The 16,136-nt window shown below is 57.7% G+C and carries 9 protein-coding genes; 1 reads left to right on the top strand and 8 read right to left on the bottom strand.

Annotation, left to right across the window (positions count from 1 at the left end):
* Nucleotides 1-4: 4 nt before the first annotated feature.
* Nucleotides 5-565: an NADAR family protein gene (locus ACFPM8_RS10375; protein ID WP_378997467.1), complete on the top strand. Its 561-nt coding sequence runs from the start codon at nt 5-7 to the stop codon at nt 563-565.
* Between the two features lie 8 nt (nt 566-573).
* On the opposite strand, the gene ACFPM8_RS10370 is transcribed toward ACFPM8_RS10375, so the two are convergent.
* The 8 genes from ACFPM8_RS10370 to ACFPM8_RS10335 all read right to left on the bottom strand — a co-directional run.
* On the bottom strand, nt 574-864 hold the full coding sequence (locus tag ACFPM8_RS10370) for a hypothetical protein (RefSeq protein ID WP_378997466.1): 291 nt from the start codon (nt 862-864) through the stop codon (nt 574-576).
* Nucleotides 865-1,043: 179 nt separating this feature from the next.
* A complete protein-coding gene (locus ACFPM8_RS10365; RefSeq protein WP_378997465.1) occupies nt 1,044-5,606 on the bottom strand; it encodes an RHS repeat-associated core domain-containing protein in 4,563 nt (1,520 codons plus the stop codon).
* A gap of 203 nt (nt 5,607-5,809) precedes the next feature.
* A complete protein-coding gene (locus ACFPM8_RS10360) occupies nt 5,810-6,748 on the bottom strand; it encodes a hypothetical protein (RefSeq protein ID WP_378997463.1) in 939 nt (312 codons plus the stop codon).
* An 11-nt stretch (nt 6,749-6,759) separates the two neighbouring features.
* Nucleotides 6,760-10,980, bottom strand: coding sequence for an RHS repeat-associated core domain-containing protein (locus tag ACFPM8_RS10355; protein ID WP_378997461.1), 4,221 nt, complete (start codon nt 10,978-10,980; stop codon nt 6,760-6,762).
* Between the two features lie 17 nt (nt 10,981-10,997).
* Nucleotides 10,998-12,659 (bottom strand): tetratricopeptide repeat protein, encoded by a 1,662-nt coding sequence (locus ACFPM8_RS10350; RefSeq protein WP_378997460.1) that lies wholly within the window; start codon nt 12,657-12,659, stop codon nt 10,998-11,000.
* Nucleotides 12,660-12,851: 192 nt separating this feature from the next.
* Nucleotides 12,852-15,095 (bottom strand): type VI secretion system Vgr family protein, encoded by a 2,244-nt coding sequence (locus ACFPM8_RS10345; RefSeq protein ID WP_378997458.1) that lies wholly within the window; start codon nt 15,093-15,095, stop codon nt 12,852-12,854.
* Nucleotides 15,096-15,489: 394 nt separating this feature from the next.
* Nucleotides 15,490-15,753, bottom strand: a complete 264-nt coding sequence (locus ACFPM8_RS10340; protein WP_378997457.1) for a hypothetical protein — start codon at nt 15,751-15,753, stop codon at nt 15,490-15,492.
* 123 nt (nt 15,754-15,876) lie between these two features.
* A partial coding sequence (locus tag ACFPM8_RS10335; protein WP_378997456.1) for a group II intron maturase-specific domain-containing protein occupies nt 15,877-16,136 on the bottom strand: 260 nt, incomplete at its 5' end.

Here is a 16,136-nt window from a genome sequence, read left to right as displayed (position 1 = left end):
GTGCATGCTGAAAATAGCGTTTGCTTCGCGGCAAGCGCTATTTTTTTGTCATCGAACCGCTCTACTCGCTCATAACCGCTTAACGTCCGCGGTCACCATATTTCGCTTCGTCGAGGTATTTATCGTGCAAAAAATTCATTTTTACAGTGTCAACGACGACTATGGTTCGTTTTCTAACTTTGCCCCGTATTCAGTCCGTATCAAGGGGAAACTCTGGCCGACGACCGAACATTTCTTTCAGGCACAGAAATTCGCGGGACAGCCCGATGAAGAAAAAATAAGGAAAGCAAAGACACCCGTGTTAGCGGCGCAAATGGGACGTGACCGTCGGCGACCACTTAGACGGGACTGGGACTCAGTCAAGATTTCCATCATGCGTGAGGCGTTGTGGGCAAAATTTACCCAGCATCAGGAATTGCGCGTTGAATTGGCGAGTACCAAAGACGCTTGTTTAGTAGAACATACTGAAAATGACGACTACTGGGGCGACGGTGGCGATGGCAAAGGCAAAAACATGCTGGGCATACTACTCATGGAACTGCGTGCAAAACTGAGCGCTCCCTAACTCGAACCTCAGGTTTTTTTCCATATGGGGACATATGCAGGCTGTTCGTGACTTATATTGCGAAAGACATTTTCACCTTCTTCTTTCCACCAATATTCAGAATATTGACCTGGATTTTTGAACTCATAAATTGTGACGATACCGAGAAGCCCACATGGAGATTCCGCCTTAAAATCCCAGCCGTTTTTTTCCGCGCAATACAATTCAGTCCGGTCGTCGAACCAAAATTGATATCCTTTTTTTAAAAGTATTTTCAATGCAGTATCTTGGACGTTTGCATATTCAGAAAGTGCTGCCATATATTTACCTATTCAGTCGCATTAAAACTATGGGCACCTCGAAGAACCGTAGCGAGCAGCCCCGAGATTGGCGAGCTTGTCAAACCTTGCAGTAGGTTTTTAGAGGTGTCCCTATGTTTAAAAATTAAGCGGATTTCCTGGAGTATTGAGAGTATTTAAAATACTACACAAAAATTAATTTACTTCCTGCAAAGTGTCATTGCTTCGTGCGGGATCTCTCCTTTAAATAAGACCTCTTCGGCCCGTCTTGCATCTCTCTGCACCTTCAAATCTTTGGATTGCTTTGCGCCTTGCAGCACATTATTGTGATCAACATATTTAGCTCCGCCCGCAATTGCTGCCTCGACATCGATCTTGACCATTCCGTTCCCGCTCTCAAATCGAAGAGTGGCCTCTTCCGTCAATGAGGCTGAAATATGCCCGGTATCCGCGCCCGCGACGTGATCGGCGATAGACCCGCCGGTACCTTTCGGTTTCAAACTTAGTCCGCTATCGAATCGGTCTCTGTCTTCGGCATTCAATTGCCTGTAGACATATTCCTTGTCCTTTTTTTTCTTGTTCCGGGCAAGCCCCAGCGGATCAATCCAAACCATAGGATTGGGTGCATATTGATAGGGATTCTCTCCTCCTGCCAGCCCAATCGGATCCTGCCCGACAAACTGCCCGATATGCGGATCGTAATAGCGATAGCGGTTGTAATGCAAACCGGTTTCTTCGTCGTGATACTGCCCCTGCAAGCGAATCGGGTTGTCGATCGCATGCACATGGATTTTTTGTAGCGCCCCCCAAGCCGCATGCCTGGCCGACCAGACCACCCGCCCGCTGCTGTCCGTCAATCTGGTCGGGCAGCCGTTAGGGTCGTTGTGATAGTGGAAGACAGCGCTGCCAGCCTGATCGGCTACCGCTTCTGCGCCGCTGGTGCTGACCTCGGGCGAAGCACTTACCGCAACAACGATCGACGTGAAAGTGGGCGGTGGTGCGCTGACACTGCCGCCCAGTTGCATCCCGCCACCCAAGCCGCCGAGACCGGCTTGGCGATTACTCTCTGGCGCCGAGGCGGCAGCGTCGCCCTGCTGGCCGAGTCTGACGCTGCCCAATCCTCCGATGCCGCCTAAACCATCCATGCCATCGACAGCGGCTGCCTTTGAAACTGGCGCAGCCGGGGGCAGCGGCTTAGCTGCAACAACCGGTGCCACTGGCGCCATGTGCGCAGGCCGCTTGGCGACCTTGGCCTGCCGATCAATCAACGCCAGCGGCACAAACGTGCCCGGGTAGTAAACATATTCCCGCACCTGCGCATGCAGCGCCTTCAGCGCACCAAGCCGTTTGCGCGCCGCCATCAGGTCGACCACATTGCCAGCCGACCAGATGTCGGCGCTTTGGGCCTCATTCGCTTGCTGCACTTCGCCCAGCAAGGCGTCGCCATCCCAGAAGAACCAGGTGGTATGCGTCGGATTGCGCTTGAATACCCGCCGCCCCGCAGGATCGTAGCCGTAGCGAGTGATTTGACCGGCCTGACTGCTTTCGATCAGGCGCTGGTTGGCATCCCAGCGTAGTTGCAAGCTGGAGTCGGTGGCCGCTGGATTTGTCGATGACGTCGGACTGCTGCCGCGTCGAATCAGGTTGCCGGCGCGATCGAACACATAGTGCATGCCGTCATGACTGCCTTCGCGGCTCCACAACACTTCAGCCTGGCCTTCGGCGCCTGCCGCCTGCTGCATTTCCATCTGGCGGATCCGCGTACGCAATCGGTCGCCGGCCGGGTCGTTGAGGAACTCCGTGACGCGTCCGGCAGGATCGGTGTGACGCAGGATGTTGCCTAGCGGGTCGTAGTGATACAGGTCGCCGCCGTGTTCGCTATCGCTGCGCCGGGTCTGGTTGCCGGCGCGGTCGTATTCATAGCTGGTCGCGAACAGCGGGACCTGGTCGCGCAGCACAGTCTGGGCAGTCAGTTGGTCTGCCGTGTCATAGCATAGTTGCCGCTGGACGCTGCCGCTCAACTGCTCTTTGACGGCGCGCCCGAGCGCATCGCGTTCGATCAGGATCGGCACTTCGTCGTTGATCGCGATGCTCGCCACCTGGTCGCGCAAATCGTAGCTGGCAACGATCTGGTTGCCGGCGCTGGTTACTCGCGACAGCCGGTTGCCGGCTTCGTCGTAGCGGTATTCAATCCGGAAGCCGTCCTGCACTTCTTCGCTGAGACGGCCGTCTGCGTCGAACTTGCGCTGGACGTGCCGATGTGGGTTGCGCATCTCGATCAGCGCGCCGTTCTTGTTGTAGCTGAAGGTTTCCTGTAGCTGCTGTGTCGGATGGACGCTATCGGGCAGGGTTTTCTTGACGATGCGGCCCAGGCGGTCGGCGTCGTAGGCAATGATGCGGCCCAGTGGATCGGTGACGCTTAACAGCTTGCCGCCGGCATCGTAGCGATAGCGGCGCGACTGCTCCCAATAATCGACTTCTTCGACAATGCGACCCAGCGCGTCGCGCTTGAGCCGGTAGCTTTCTTTACGCTGGTTGACCAGCCCGATCAATTGTTCTTCGGTGTCGTACAGGTACTGCATCGCGTGGCCGTCGGCTTGCACGCGTCGGGCGAGCTGGCCGGTGCCGACATATTCCAGCCGGGTCCGGGCACCGTTCTGATCGGTGTAGCAGAGCAACTGGTCTTCGGCGTCGTAGTCGCAATGGACGCTGGTGCCGTCCGCCTGGCGGGTCTGCAGCAATCGCCCTTTGGCGTCGTAGCGGTATTCGGTAACGTCGCCGACGGCATCGGTGCGGCGCTGCAGGCGGCCGAGTGCGTCATGTTCGAAAAGGCTGCGATGGCCGAGCGGGTCGGTCAGATGCGACAGGTTGCCGTAACGATCGAAGGCCAGCGCCGTGACGGCGCCGCGCGGATTGATGTGGGTGACCAGTTGACCGTGGGCGTCGTAGCTAAAGCGCGAGCAGGCTCCCAGCGGGGTAGCGTGCTCCAGCAGCAGGCCGCGCTGATCCCAACTGCGTCGCCAGTGCTGGCCGAGCGGGTCGACCACTTCTGTCATGCGATTGACGTCGTCGAATACGGAGCGCACCGCCGTCCCGTCCGGCCGTACCAGCTTCAGCAAATTGCCGCGTTCATCGTACTCAAACTCGGTGCGCAAGCCGGCCGGATCAACCACCGCCGTAGTGCGCCCCACTTCGTCATACTCAAAAATCGTGACGCCGCCCAGCGGATCGATTTCGCACAAGGGCAGATTGTTCTCATCGAACTTGATCAGCGAGACGTGTCCCAACGAATCGGTCACTTCGGTTTCGCGCAACAGTTCGTTGTAGGCGAAGCGGTAGTCGTGCAGGCCCTGATCGCCCCACGCATGCAGCACGCGCCACTGAGCGTCATACGCATAATAAAAAGACAGGCCGAGACGGTCAGTGTGGCGCACCATGTGGTGCCGGTCGTACTCAAAAGTACGCGCCGCATCGAGCTGGTCCAACGCCGCGACCAGGTCCTTGCTGTCGTTGTAGCGGTAACGCACCAGCGGGTGCGTTACCCCGCTCGCCGGATCGTGCAAACCCAGGTGATGAATCCGTCCACCGCGTTGATGCACTTCGATAAAGCGGCCCGGCAAACCGGCTATGCCGCTTTCGACGATGCGCGTCAAATGGCCGTCGCCCCGTTCGAAGCGCCAATGATTACCGCACAAATCCTCGATCCGTTCAATTGGCAACGGCAGGCTTTGATGCAGCGGCGTGATATTGGCGGCCGGCTTGCGGAACACGTAGCGCAGATCACCTTTGGTCAGCACCTGCAACTCGTCGCCGCTGGCGCCCTGCGCCCAGATCAGTCGCGCGCCGTCGACAAATTCGGTCACCGCATGTTCGGCGCCAACCGCTGCCGGCAGTTGCGGAAACACCGCCGCGCCGCTGGCTTCGAAGAACAGCACGGCACCATCGGGGTCGATTTCCAGCCGGAAGTCGGCCGGGGTCTGCCAGCCGTGCCCGCATAGACCGTCGTAGTCGTTACTTGATGAGTAGTCGCGGCTCCAAGTCAGCGGCAGACGGCCCGGGATGCTGAAATCTTCCTGCGCAACGGCCACGCTGCCGTCGCGGATATCGACCGGCTCGGCGCGCAACACCTTGCACTTGAGGAAGCCGGACTCCATGTTCTCGAACAGTTTCTGCCGCTTCTTCTTGAACGCTTCCATCGCGCGCTTGAAGCCCTCGGTCTTGCGCAGCGCCTTGAAGCCTTTGCCCAGCGCGGCAAAACCAGCCCTGAACGCCATATCCGCGACGTTGATGGTCGGCGGTCCACCGACAAACACATTGGTCGGGATCGCCAGGTTGACCGCCATCGGCAATGACATCGACATCGGCTCTTTGGACGGCTTCTTGATGCGGAACGGCGGGATCAGGCCGAACAGATTGCAGTCGAGCACCGGCATCGCGATCCGCGAAAACGGATTGCCGTCCGCGATCACCGTCTTGCTGCCCATGAACAGTTCATCCCAGAACTGCGGGCCCTCCGGCATCCGCAGCGCCGGTTCCCAGAGCCCAAACGGAATATGCACCGTCAAGCCGCTGGTGCCGGCGGTGGCGCGCTTGACCCCCGCCACCTCCACTGAGGCGCCGATGAACGGCAGGTAATCGAACGGGTCCAGCACCACCGAAATATGCGGTGTCGGCAACGGCACCGGGACCGGTTCCGGCGGAATCAAATACAGGTGGATGTCGAGGCCGATTTGGGGATCGAAATGTTTGGCTGCAATGCTCATGTGTTTTCTTATATTTATTGCTATCTCTAAATGACGAGATATTGGTAACCAGAATTATTAGAAAGAATTTACGGACGTCACGTTATTCCGCCCATCCGGGGATAGCGGAGGGCAGAAAATTATTGATTGGGAATGAGAATATTTATGAAGTGAAACCTTGGGCTTCGCATGTTAAATACCAAGCCCAAAGCCCAATTAACACATTATGAATAGTCGACGTCCAGTCTTTTAAAGTCAGCAGCTTTAAAACGTTGCTTTCCTTCTTTTTTTAATGGGTTACCGCAATTCAGTAACAAAATACTCATCAGATGCTTGCACTCCAATAAGGCATCAATGTTTTTTATTTTCTTGGAGTCCACCATTTCCACTTCTTTTAATGCTGGAAAATCGAGAAAAATCTCACAATCAATCTCTGATTTGATATCGAAAAGACTTAGCATCTCGATTTTTTGCAAGCTCGTCATATTGGAAATTGGGAAATCAGCGCTTGCCCCTGAAATCTCCAGTGCCACCAATTCCTTGCTTACATGCTCAAAAATATTGTGCTTTCCGACTTTGCTCAATTCCAGGGTCTTTAATCCGTCAAATTGACTGACTGCATCTAATACCGCCCCTGCTTTATCCACATAAGTCTTTAAAAATTCCAAAGATGGCACATGTCCATTTTTTATATGCAGCCGATGCCACATGGTTGAGGCCTCATAATCGCCAAGGAAAGCCATGGCTTTTAGCGCTGGCAAGGAAATATCCGGCCACGCAATTTCTTTTCCTTTCAAACTATCCTCATAATCATAGGAATTTTCAATCACCAGGCATTTGAGATTATCAGGCAGCGATCCCCTGGTTAAATTTAAAAGGAATGGGAAAGGTATGGAAAGGAATTGAAGATTCTTCAATTGACGCACATAAGGCGGCAATTCGGCATTCTTGATTTGCGCCATCGTGGGCAGCAAATACAATTTCTTGATCGATGCCAGATTCTCGGCTTTTGGCTCCGTCCCCCAAGCAATTCTTACCGCTCCATCATCCTCAAGGTATGAGCATAGATCTTTATTTCCGACGCAATAACAACCCTCCAGATCCGGAGATAAATATTGCGTTCTATTTTCCACAAAATAAGCTTCCAAAGTATTTTCCATCATGAGTAATATCCTTACTTACATTTTGTCCGTCGTTTGCTGGCCCGTGCCCCATGCGTGTTAATCAGGCTTTCGGCATGTGCGACCTTTTTCTTCGCTTGAATCCTGTCCCCATTCAGCATTCTATATCCCCGACTTTGTTGTTTCTTGAATTCGCGCGACTCATAATATCGCAAGATATTATTACGATCGCTCTTGGTCGTTGCCCCTCCAAGATTAACTCTCACATATTCCACCTTGGTCCCGGGCTGTTTTATTAATCGCTGCGCTTTTGCATGCTTCGAGGCTGATACTCGCGCATTCATTCCATCCTTCGTTCCAATCCCGGCACTACCCACATAAGATGTTTTGCCATTGGTGATTATGTAGATGCCAGGCTCGTTGGGCAAAGAAGCCGGGGCTCTGTCAAGTCCCCACGGATCAATCCAGGAGAGTGGATTCGGCGCATATTGATAGGGATTTATCCCCCCCGCCAGTCCGATAGGATCCGGACTTATATAACCGATATCAGGGTGGTAATACCTGTGTCGGTTGTAATGCAGCTTGGTCTCGTCATCGTAATACTGGCCTTGAAACCGGATCGGATTCTCGATGGCTTGCACATGCGTGCTTTGTACCGCTCCCCATGCCGTATAACTGACCGACCACACCACTCGGCCGGCGCTATCGGTCAACCTGGTCGGGCAACCATTGGGGTCATTGTGATAATGAAATATGCCGGAACCCGGCGGATTGACTTCGGCCTGCCGATCAATCAATGCCAGCGGCACAAAAGTGTCGGGATAATAAACAAACTCGCGCGCCTGGGAATGCAATGCCTTCAGTGCATTGAGCCTGTTCCGGGCCGCCGTCAAATCCGCCACGTCGCTGCTCAGCCAGATGTCGTCCGCATTCTGCGCCTCGTTCGCCTGCTGCAATTCAGCCAGCAATGCGTCGCCATCCCAAAAGAACCAGGTGGTATGCGTCGGGTTGCGCTTGAAGACCCGGCGTCCGAGCGGATCGTAGCCGTAATGAGTGGCTTGTCCCGCCTTGCGGCTCTCGATCAGGCGTTGGCTGGCATCCCAGCGCAGCTGCAAAGTCGAATCCGCGGCCGATAGCTCCGTTGCCGGCATCTCCCCGCTCTGGATCAGGTTGCCGGCGCGGTCGAACACATAGTGCTTGCCGTCATGACTGCCTTCCCGCGCCCACAGCGTCTCGGCCTGGCCTTCGCCGCCGGCCGTCTGCTGCATTTCCGCCTGACGTATGCGCGTTTGCAAACGGTCGCCGGCCGGATCGTTCAGGAACTCGGTCACGCGCCCGGCCGGATCGGTATGCTGCAACAGGTTGCCCAATAGGTCGTATTGGTAAAGATCGGTGCCGTGCACGCTATCGTGGCGCTGGGTCTGGCTGCCGACCCGGTCATATTCATAATGCGTTTCAAACAACGGCGACTGGTCGCGCAACACGGACTGGCCGCTCAAGTGACCGGCGCCATCGTAACGCAAGCTACGCTTGACGCTGACGCTCAACTGCTCGGTCACGGCCCGGCCCAACTCATCGCGTTCGATGACGATAGGCGCTTCATCGTTGATCGCGACGCTAAGCACTTCGTCGGCCAAATCAAAGGTAGAAACGACTGTATTGCCGGCACTGGTACGACGCGACAAGCAGTTGCCCATCTCGTCGTAGCTATTCTCGATACGAAAACCGTCCTGCACCTCTTCGCAGAGACGGCCGGCGGCATCCAATTTGCGCAGGATATGGCGGTGCGCATTGCGCATCTCGATCAAAGCGCCGTTATCGTCGTAGCGGAATATCTCATGCAGCTGAGCGCCGGGACGGTCGTGATCCGGTAAGGTTTTCTTGACGATACGGCCTTGCCTATCCGTGTCGTAGCTGACGATCCGTCCCAGCGGATCGCAACTGCCCAGCAGGCGGCCAGCAGCGTCGTAGCGGAAAGTCGTTGCCTGTCCCCAGTAATCGACCTCTTCGATCACGCGGCCCAGCGCATCGTGCTTGATCCGGTACGTTTCCTGGCGTTGATTGACCACCCCCACCAACTGCTCTTCGGTGTCATACAGGTACTGCACGCTATAGCCGTCGGCTTGCAATCGTTTGGCTATCTGGCCGGTACCGAAATATTCCAGCCTGGTCTGCGCTCCGTCCTCGTCGGTATGGGTAATCAGCTGATCTTCGGCGTCGTATTCATAACTTGTACTGCCGCCTGCCTGTACCTCCTGCAGCAATCTCCCTTTGACGTCATAACGGTATTGCGTGACATCGCCGACTGCGTTGGTACACCGCCTTAAACACCCCAACGCATCACTCTCGAAATAACTGGGATGACCGAGTGGATCAGTCAGGTGCAACAGGTTGCCGTAACGGTCGAAAGTCAGCGCCGTCGTAGCGCCGCGCGGATTGACGTGAACCCGCAATTGCCCCAGTGCGTCGTATTCATAACGCGAACAAGCTCCGGTCGGGGTAGTCTGGTCCAGCAGCAAGCCACGCTCATCCCAGCTTTGTCGCCACCGATGTCCGAGCGGATCGACCACCTCGGTGATGTGATTGGCATCGTCGAATACGGTACACACCGCAGTGCCGTCCGGCTGCACCAGCTTCAGCAAATTGCCGCGCTCATCGTATTCAAACTCGGTGCGCAGCCCGGCCGGATCGACCACCGCCGTGGTGCGTCCCACCTCGTCGTACTCAAAGATCGTGACGCCGCCCAATGGATCGATTTCGCACAGCGGCAGATTGTTGTCGTCGAATTTGATCAGCGAGATGTGCCCCAGCGAATCGGTCACTTCGGTTTCGCGCAGCAGTTCGTTGTAGACGAAGCGGTAGTCGTGCAAGCCGTGATCGCCCCAGGCATGCAGCACGCGCCACTGGGCGTCATACGCATAATAAAAAGACAGGCCGAGGCGGTCGGTATGGCGCACCATATGGTGCCGGTCGTACTCGAAAGTACGCGCCGCATCGAATTGGTCCAGCGCCGCGACCAGGTCCTTGCTGCCGTTATATTTGTACCGCACCAGTCGGTGCGTTACCCCGGTCGCCGGATCGTGCAAACCCAGGCGATGAATCCGTCCGCCGCGTTCATGCACTTCGATAAAGCGTCCCGGCAAACCGGCTATGCCGCTTTCGACGATGCGCGTCAGGTGACCATCGCGCCGTTCGAAGCGCCAATGATTGCCGCACAAATCCTCGATCCGTTCGATCGGCAACGACAGGCTTTGATGCAGCGGCGTCAGATTCGATGCCGGCTTGCGGAACACGTAGCGCAGATCTTCCTTGGTCACGACCTGCAACTCGTCGCCGCCGGCGCCCTGTGCCCAGGTCAGCCGCGCGCCGTCGACAAATTCGGTCACCGCATGTTCGGCGCCAAGCGCTGCGGGCAATTGCTGAAACACCGCAGCGCTGCTGGCTTCGAAGAACAGTACGCTGCCATCGGGGTCGAGTTCCAGCCGGAAGTCTGCCGGCGTCTGCCAGCCGTGCCCGCACATGCCGTCGTAGTTGTCGCTCGACGCATACTCACGGCTCCAGGTCAGCGGCAAGCGCCCCGGAATGCTGAAATCCTCATGCTCCAGCGCCACACTGCCGTCGCGAATATCAACCGGCTCGGCGCGCAACACCTTGCACTTGAGGAAGCCGGGTTTCATGTTCTTGAACAGCTTCTGGCGCGCCTTCTTGAAAGCGTCCATCGCGCGCTTATAGGCCTTGGTCTTGCGCAGCATCTTGAAGCCTTTGCCCAGCGCGGCAAAGCCAGCCTTGAATAACAGCGCCTGAACGGAAATGGTTGGCGGCCCGCCGACGAACACATTGGTCGGGATCGCCAGGTTGACCGCCGTCGGCATGCTCATCGTCGTCGGCGGCTTGGATGGTTTTTTCGGCCGGAACGGCGGGATCAGGCCGACCATATTGCAGTCGAGCACCGGCATGGCGATTCGTGAAAACGGACTGCCATCCGCATCCACCGTCTTGCTGCCCATGAACAGTTCATCGTCGAACTGTGGCCCGCTCGGCGCCCGCAGCGGCGGCGCCCAGACTCCCAGCGGAATATGCACCGACAGGCCGCCGGTACCGGCGGTGGCGCGCTTGACCCCCGCCACCTCCACCGTGGCGCCGATGAAGGGCAGGTAATCGAACGGATCCAGCACGATGGAGATATGCGCGGTCGGCAACGGTGCCGGCGGCATCGCGTACGAGTGAATGTCGAGGCCGATCTGGGGATCGAAATGTTTGGCCGCGACAGTCATGTTTGTCCTTTGTGCGGCTAGGCGATCAAGGAATCCGACAACGCCGCTGAAGGCGCATGCGCCGGTGCTGGAGGCGCCGGCTCAGGCTTTTCCAGCAAATCGGTCGGATCCGGCAATGGCGTAAATTGCGGCGGCTCGCTCCATTCCTGTACCTCCTTGTCCAGCGGATGCTTGACGGTCGGCAGGCCGTTCCACAGCGGGTCGAGCATGTCCCGTCCCAGCGCCACCACTTTGCGGAAAAATTCATCGCCGCCCGCGATCAGCCGTTCACGCTCCTGGCGCTGGCGTTGGAAACTCGCTTCAAAACGCTCATGCATACTGTCTTCGATGCGCTGCAGATCGGCCGCCGCGGGTTGATTGCCCAGCTTGCCCGCTTGCTCCTCCGCCTGTTTGTGCGCAGTCGCGATGGCGGCTTGATAGTCGGCGGCGCAGCGCTCCAGTTTCTCGGTGCGGGATGCATCCTGCAAACGCAACAAATCCTGCAACGCCAGCGGCAGCGTGGTCAGCGGACGTTCGGCGGGCGCCACCGCCTTGGCCGCACGCACCGCCAAGGCGCCGTGCTCGCGCGCCGGTTCGCGCTGCTTGGCCTGGGCGTAGCAGTACGCCGCCATCCTGAAACCTTCGATCTCGAACATCGGATTGGGCACCTTCTGCGCCTGTTCCGCCGCACTGCGGTAGGCCTGCGCCGCGCGCTCGGGCTGACCGGCCGCCAGCCACACCCCGGCTTCGCCAAACCAGGTTTGCATGATCATATCGGCGCCGACCGGATGCTTGTTTTGCTCGGCCTGGACGCCGCACTCGCGCGCGCTGCGGTAGCGCGTGATGGCCTCGCTGAAATTTTTTTCTTTCACATACGCGCCGGCCACCGCCATGTGCAGCACCACCTGCTGATCGAACCATTGTTCTTGCTGCACTATTTTCAAGGCTTTGTCGGCGCGCGCGCTGGTCTGCGCCGCACTGCCTTTTTCGACCAGGGCGATGACATCGGTCAGCAACTGGCGGTAAGCCACGGCCGGACCGGCGCCGCCGGCTTGGGCCGCGGTTTCGCGGGCGATATCGAACATATCGATCGGCGCTTCGATCACTCCCACCTGCTCGCCATATTTGCGCACCAAGCCGTCCCAGCGTTTATCCTGCTGCGTATCCACCAGCACCAGCCGCACTGCCGGCGAAACCCGGCTGCTCAGTGCCGCATCGAGCCAGGCCTCCCACGCCTCCTGGCTCGCTACCGAACCCGGATCCAGCACCGCCGCCACATAGCGGAACTGCGGCGCATCCGGCTGCTGCCTGGCCTGCGCCTGATGATGCTCGGCGAACGCGCCCAGCACGCTCATGAAGCCCGCCGCGGAATAGTGGCGCGGCAGCGCCGCGTACGGCCAGTCCGGCTCCACGCCTTGCTCCTTCAGGCTGTCGTGGCCTTCGACATAACCCTCGACCAGCGCATCGCGCAGCGCCCTGCTGTAGCCGAAGCCGGTTTCAAACGGCGCATCGAAGCGCACAAAAAGATCGGCCGTGTTCCAGTCGCCGGGATGCTGCTGCACTTCGAAAAAAGCTTGCAGCATGCGGTCGGCATTATTGGGGATGCGCCACACCAGCAAGCGCAGCTGCGGCTCCTGGGTATGCTCCATCCACAGATCGCGCAACACTTCGACTTTTTTTTCCACTGGGCTTTTGGCCACGATCAGGGGTCCTTTCTTTTAAATCAGTCAAGTAGGGCGGATGAGCGTAGCGTTATCCGCCGTTTTGGATGCGCCGAACACTTGCGACACATCCATCGGCGGCGCAATTGCAAATAAGGCTGCGCTCATCCGCCCTACTCCTTACCACTTTTGCGTTAATCAAAAATTCGCCAAACGCCAGTCCTGCGCTGATCAATTCAAATGGATCTTGGCGCCATTGATCGAAATCCCGCCGCCATCGATCTTGATGACCGAGCCATTCGCGCTGATGGTGATTTCGCCATCCTTGATACTGAGCTTGGCCCCTCCCACTCCCAGTTCGATGATGTTGCTGGAAGTCAGTCCCATGGCTGTGTTGGCAAACACGCTATGCGTGCCGGATACCTCATGGTTCATATCGCCGTCCACCGACAATAGACGGGTCCCGACGTTGACATCCTCCACCGCGCCTTGCACGTTGCGTTTGTCGGCGCCGCCGCTCACCGTCACTTCGCGTCCGGTCAGCATGGTCTCGCTGACGGCCCCGGTTACCTTGCGTGTGGAAGTGCCGGTGATCTCATGGTTCCAGGTGCCGTTGGTGTTGGCTTTATAGTCCCCGATCAGCGTGTGGCCGAAATTGCCGGTGATGTTCTCGCTGTAGCCGGCCGACGCGATGGTCACTTTCTGCCCGGCCTGGTAAGTGTGCGTCACCGGCCCGGTGACCGCGGTGTCGGACTTGCCGGTGACCGTGCGCGTATCGTTGCCGGTCACGGTCGCGCCGCGATTGCCGCCCACCGTAATATCCTGGTTGGCGCCGACGTTCAGGCTATGGTTGCTCGCGACCTTGGTCGCCTTGTTGTTGTTGACCGTGCTGTTGTGGTCGTTCTGCACCACCACCGCCATATCACGCTGGGCGTGCATGTTCAGCAGTTCGCTGCCGGCCGAGTCATGCATCGTGACTTCATTGAAGCCGCCGCCGCGCACCGTCTTCGAGCGCATCCCGCTGACTTCCTGGCCGAACGGCGGCATGTTGTCGGCGTTATAAACGCGGCCGGTAATAATCGGCCGGTCAGGATTGCCATCCAGGAAATCCACCACCACTTCCTGCCCGATCCGCGGCGCCGATACGCCGCCCATGCCGCTGCCGGCCCACGGACTGGCGACTCGCACCCAGCTGGAGCTGCGCTCGTTGAATTTGCCCTGCCGGTCCCAATGGAACTGGACTTTGACCCGGCCGTAACGGTCAGCCCAAATTTCTTCGCCAGCCGGACCGACCACTGTCGCCGTCTGCGGCCCGGGCATGCGCGGCCGCGCAGTCGCCCGCAACGGCCGGTACGGAACCACGCGCCGCAAAGCGGTCACATTGACGCGGTAGACGCAATCCTGCGCTTCGCTGAAATCGCTGGAAAAATTGTTGCGCGCATCGTGCTTGACCTCCAGCACCGCGAAGCGCCGTTCGTTGGCATCATCGCCACCGTGTTCGAAATGCCCATCCAGATCGAAATAACGGCCGGTCACCAAGGTGCGGCAAGTGCCCTCGCCTTCGAACAATTTGGTTTGCCAGGCCGACTCCTCGCCCCGCACCGCCGTCAATTTCTCGCCGATCCCGGTGTTGTCGTAGGTGGCCGCGCCATCGTAGGCATAACTTTCAAATTGCGGCAAAGTGCCGCGCGGCGCGTCGGTCTTCCACTGTGCCGCCAGCGGGTTGCGCGGCTGCTTGAAATCGAAACTCTTGGCGCTGTGCACCGAAGCGCCGATTCTGCGGCGCGGACGCCAGTCGTCCAGAACATCGGTGGCCAGCACATCCTGATGCGGTTGGAACTCCACCACCGGATCGGCGCCCGACGGCAGACATTGCGTGGAATCGTCCGCCAGCACCAGCTTGTGGCCGTCCTCCGCGTGCTCGAAGTAATAGTAGATGCCGGCATCCTCGAGCAGCCGCGAAACGAAGGTGAAATCGGACTCGTTGTATTGCACGCAGTAAGAAAGTTTTGGATAGCGATCGGATAGCAGGTCGAACCGATAATCCGCCAGGTCGCCGTATTTGCCGAACACTTCGCGCGTGATCTCCAGCACCGAAAGATCCTGGAACACCCGGCAATCGGTCGCATAGTCGAGAAACGAAAACCACGGCGCCAGTTCGGCCCGATAGGTCGTCAAACCGCCATCGGTGCCGGTCCGCGCAAACTCTTTCACAAAGCCGTGGAAATGACGCTGGCCTTGCGGCGTCAGCATGCTCAGGCGCAAAGGCTGGCCCACCAACTCCTTCAGTTCGACCTGGGCCGACGGCGACAACAAGTCCACCGTCAGCTGGAAAGGCTTGGACAAGGCCTCGCTGCCATGCAGCCGGTGCACCACCAGCAGTTCGGATTCCAGCGGCGACTTGATTTGCACCAGGCGACGATCCTGATTGAATCGCACCACCTTGGTCAAAGAGTCAGGGGCATTTGGATACATTGACGTTCTCCGTTTTGTCAAAGAGATCACCGAGCAGGCAATACATGCACCAAGATCGCTCAGACCATTCAGACCGGCGCGTTGCATTGCACAACGACGACCGGACAAGCAAAGTCCTCTACAACCAGCCGAGTCGCAATGGCAGGCACAGTACGGTTTTGGATCATGGGATTGTTAACTTGCGACCACATTTCTCAACGGAAATTGTATCAACCTTTGTAAAGATATGTAATGTCGAAAAGCAAGAAAGTGTAAAAACAGGCTTGCCTTGAAAACATTGAGTATCGGTGTAATCGGTGTACGTAGGGCGGATGAGCGCAGCGTTATCCGCCGTTTTAGATGCATCGAACGTAGGTGGCGCATCCAACGGCGGAAGGCGCTGCGCTTTTCCGCCCTACTTCTTGCGCGCTTTCTCTTCCTCTTCAAATCGCGCGCGCATCACATCGAACAGGTTGTGCCTGTCGTCGGCCAGGTCGATGATCGCCTGCACCAAGTCATGCGTCATCGCGTTGTCCTTGTTGATCTCGCGCAGCGGTCGCAGCAGACGCAGCACTTCTTCCAGGCAGAACATGCCGAGACGGGCGCATTCGGCGGCTTCGTGGAGGTGGTCGGATGGGGGAAAAATCAGTTTGTTGTCAGGCGTGATAGCGAAGGTCATACGGGCTCCTTTGGTGGTTGAGCCGCACTTCCAGAATGGGAGATCGAGTCGCCCAAAGGAACCTCCCCTTCAGGCTCTCACAGAACCGGACGTGAACCTCTCGATTCATCCGGCTCTTGTCGTTCAGCCCCAACCCGGTAGCCACGTCGGCAGTAGATTCGGCTGGCGAGTACGCAACTTGCTCACCCATCTCCACCCCTTTATGTAGCTCTCCCGTAGTCTTTTGTATTTCCGCATCGCCCAGCGCATCAAGTACAGATCTACTGTCCTGATCGCCTTAATCAGCAAGCCGCGATTGAAGCGTCCATAGTATTGAATCCACCCTTTGAGGATCGGACCAATTCGCTGGACCAGCTCTTCCAGACTCAACGTCGTCCGCAGAT

Origin of the sequence: Paraherbaspirillum soli, assembly GCF_042654985.1 — a bacterium.
GTDB classification, from domain to species: Bacteria; Pseudomonadota; Gammaproteobacteria; order Burkholderiales; family Burkholderiaceae_D; genus Paraherbaspirillum; species Paraherbaspirillum soli.
The sequence above is the reverse complement of the archived record's forward strand: the minus strand, read 5'-3'. Positions and strand labels throughout refer to the sequence as shown.

What these genes read in the sequence shown, in the direction of transcription:
- ACFPM8_RS10370 (WP_378997466.1), bottom strand. Translation starts at nt 864, where the DNA reads ATGGCAGCACTTTCTGAATATGCAAACGTCCAAGATACTGCATTGAAA.
- ACFPM8_RS10375 (WP_378997467.1), top strand. Translation starts at nt 5, where the DNA reads ATGCTGAAAATAGCGTTTGCTTCGCGGCAAGCGCTATTTTTTTGTCAT.
- ACFPM8_RS10365 (WP_378997465.1), bottom strand. Translation starts at nt 5,606, where the DNA reads ATGAGCATTGCAGCCAAACATTTCGATCCCCAAATCGGCCTCGACATC.
- ACFPM8_RS10345 (WP_378997458.1), bottom strand. Translation starts at nt 15,095, where the DNA reads ATGTATCCAAATGCCCCTGACTCTTTGACCAAGGTGGTGCGATTCAAT.
- ACFPM8_RS10360 (WP_378997463.1), bottom strand. Translation starts at nt 6,748, where the DNA reads ATGATGGAAAATACTTTGGAAGCTTATTTTGTGGAAAATAGAACGCAA.
- ACFPM8_RS10340 (WP_378997457.1), bottom strand. Translation starts at nt 15,753, where the DNA reads ATGACCTTCGCTATCACGCCTGACAACAAACTGATTTTTCCCCCATCC.
- ACFPM8_RS10355 (WP_378997461.1), bottom strand. Translation starts at nt 10,980, where the DNA reads ATGACTGTCGCGGCCAAACATTTCGATCCCCAGATCGGCCTCGACATT.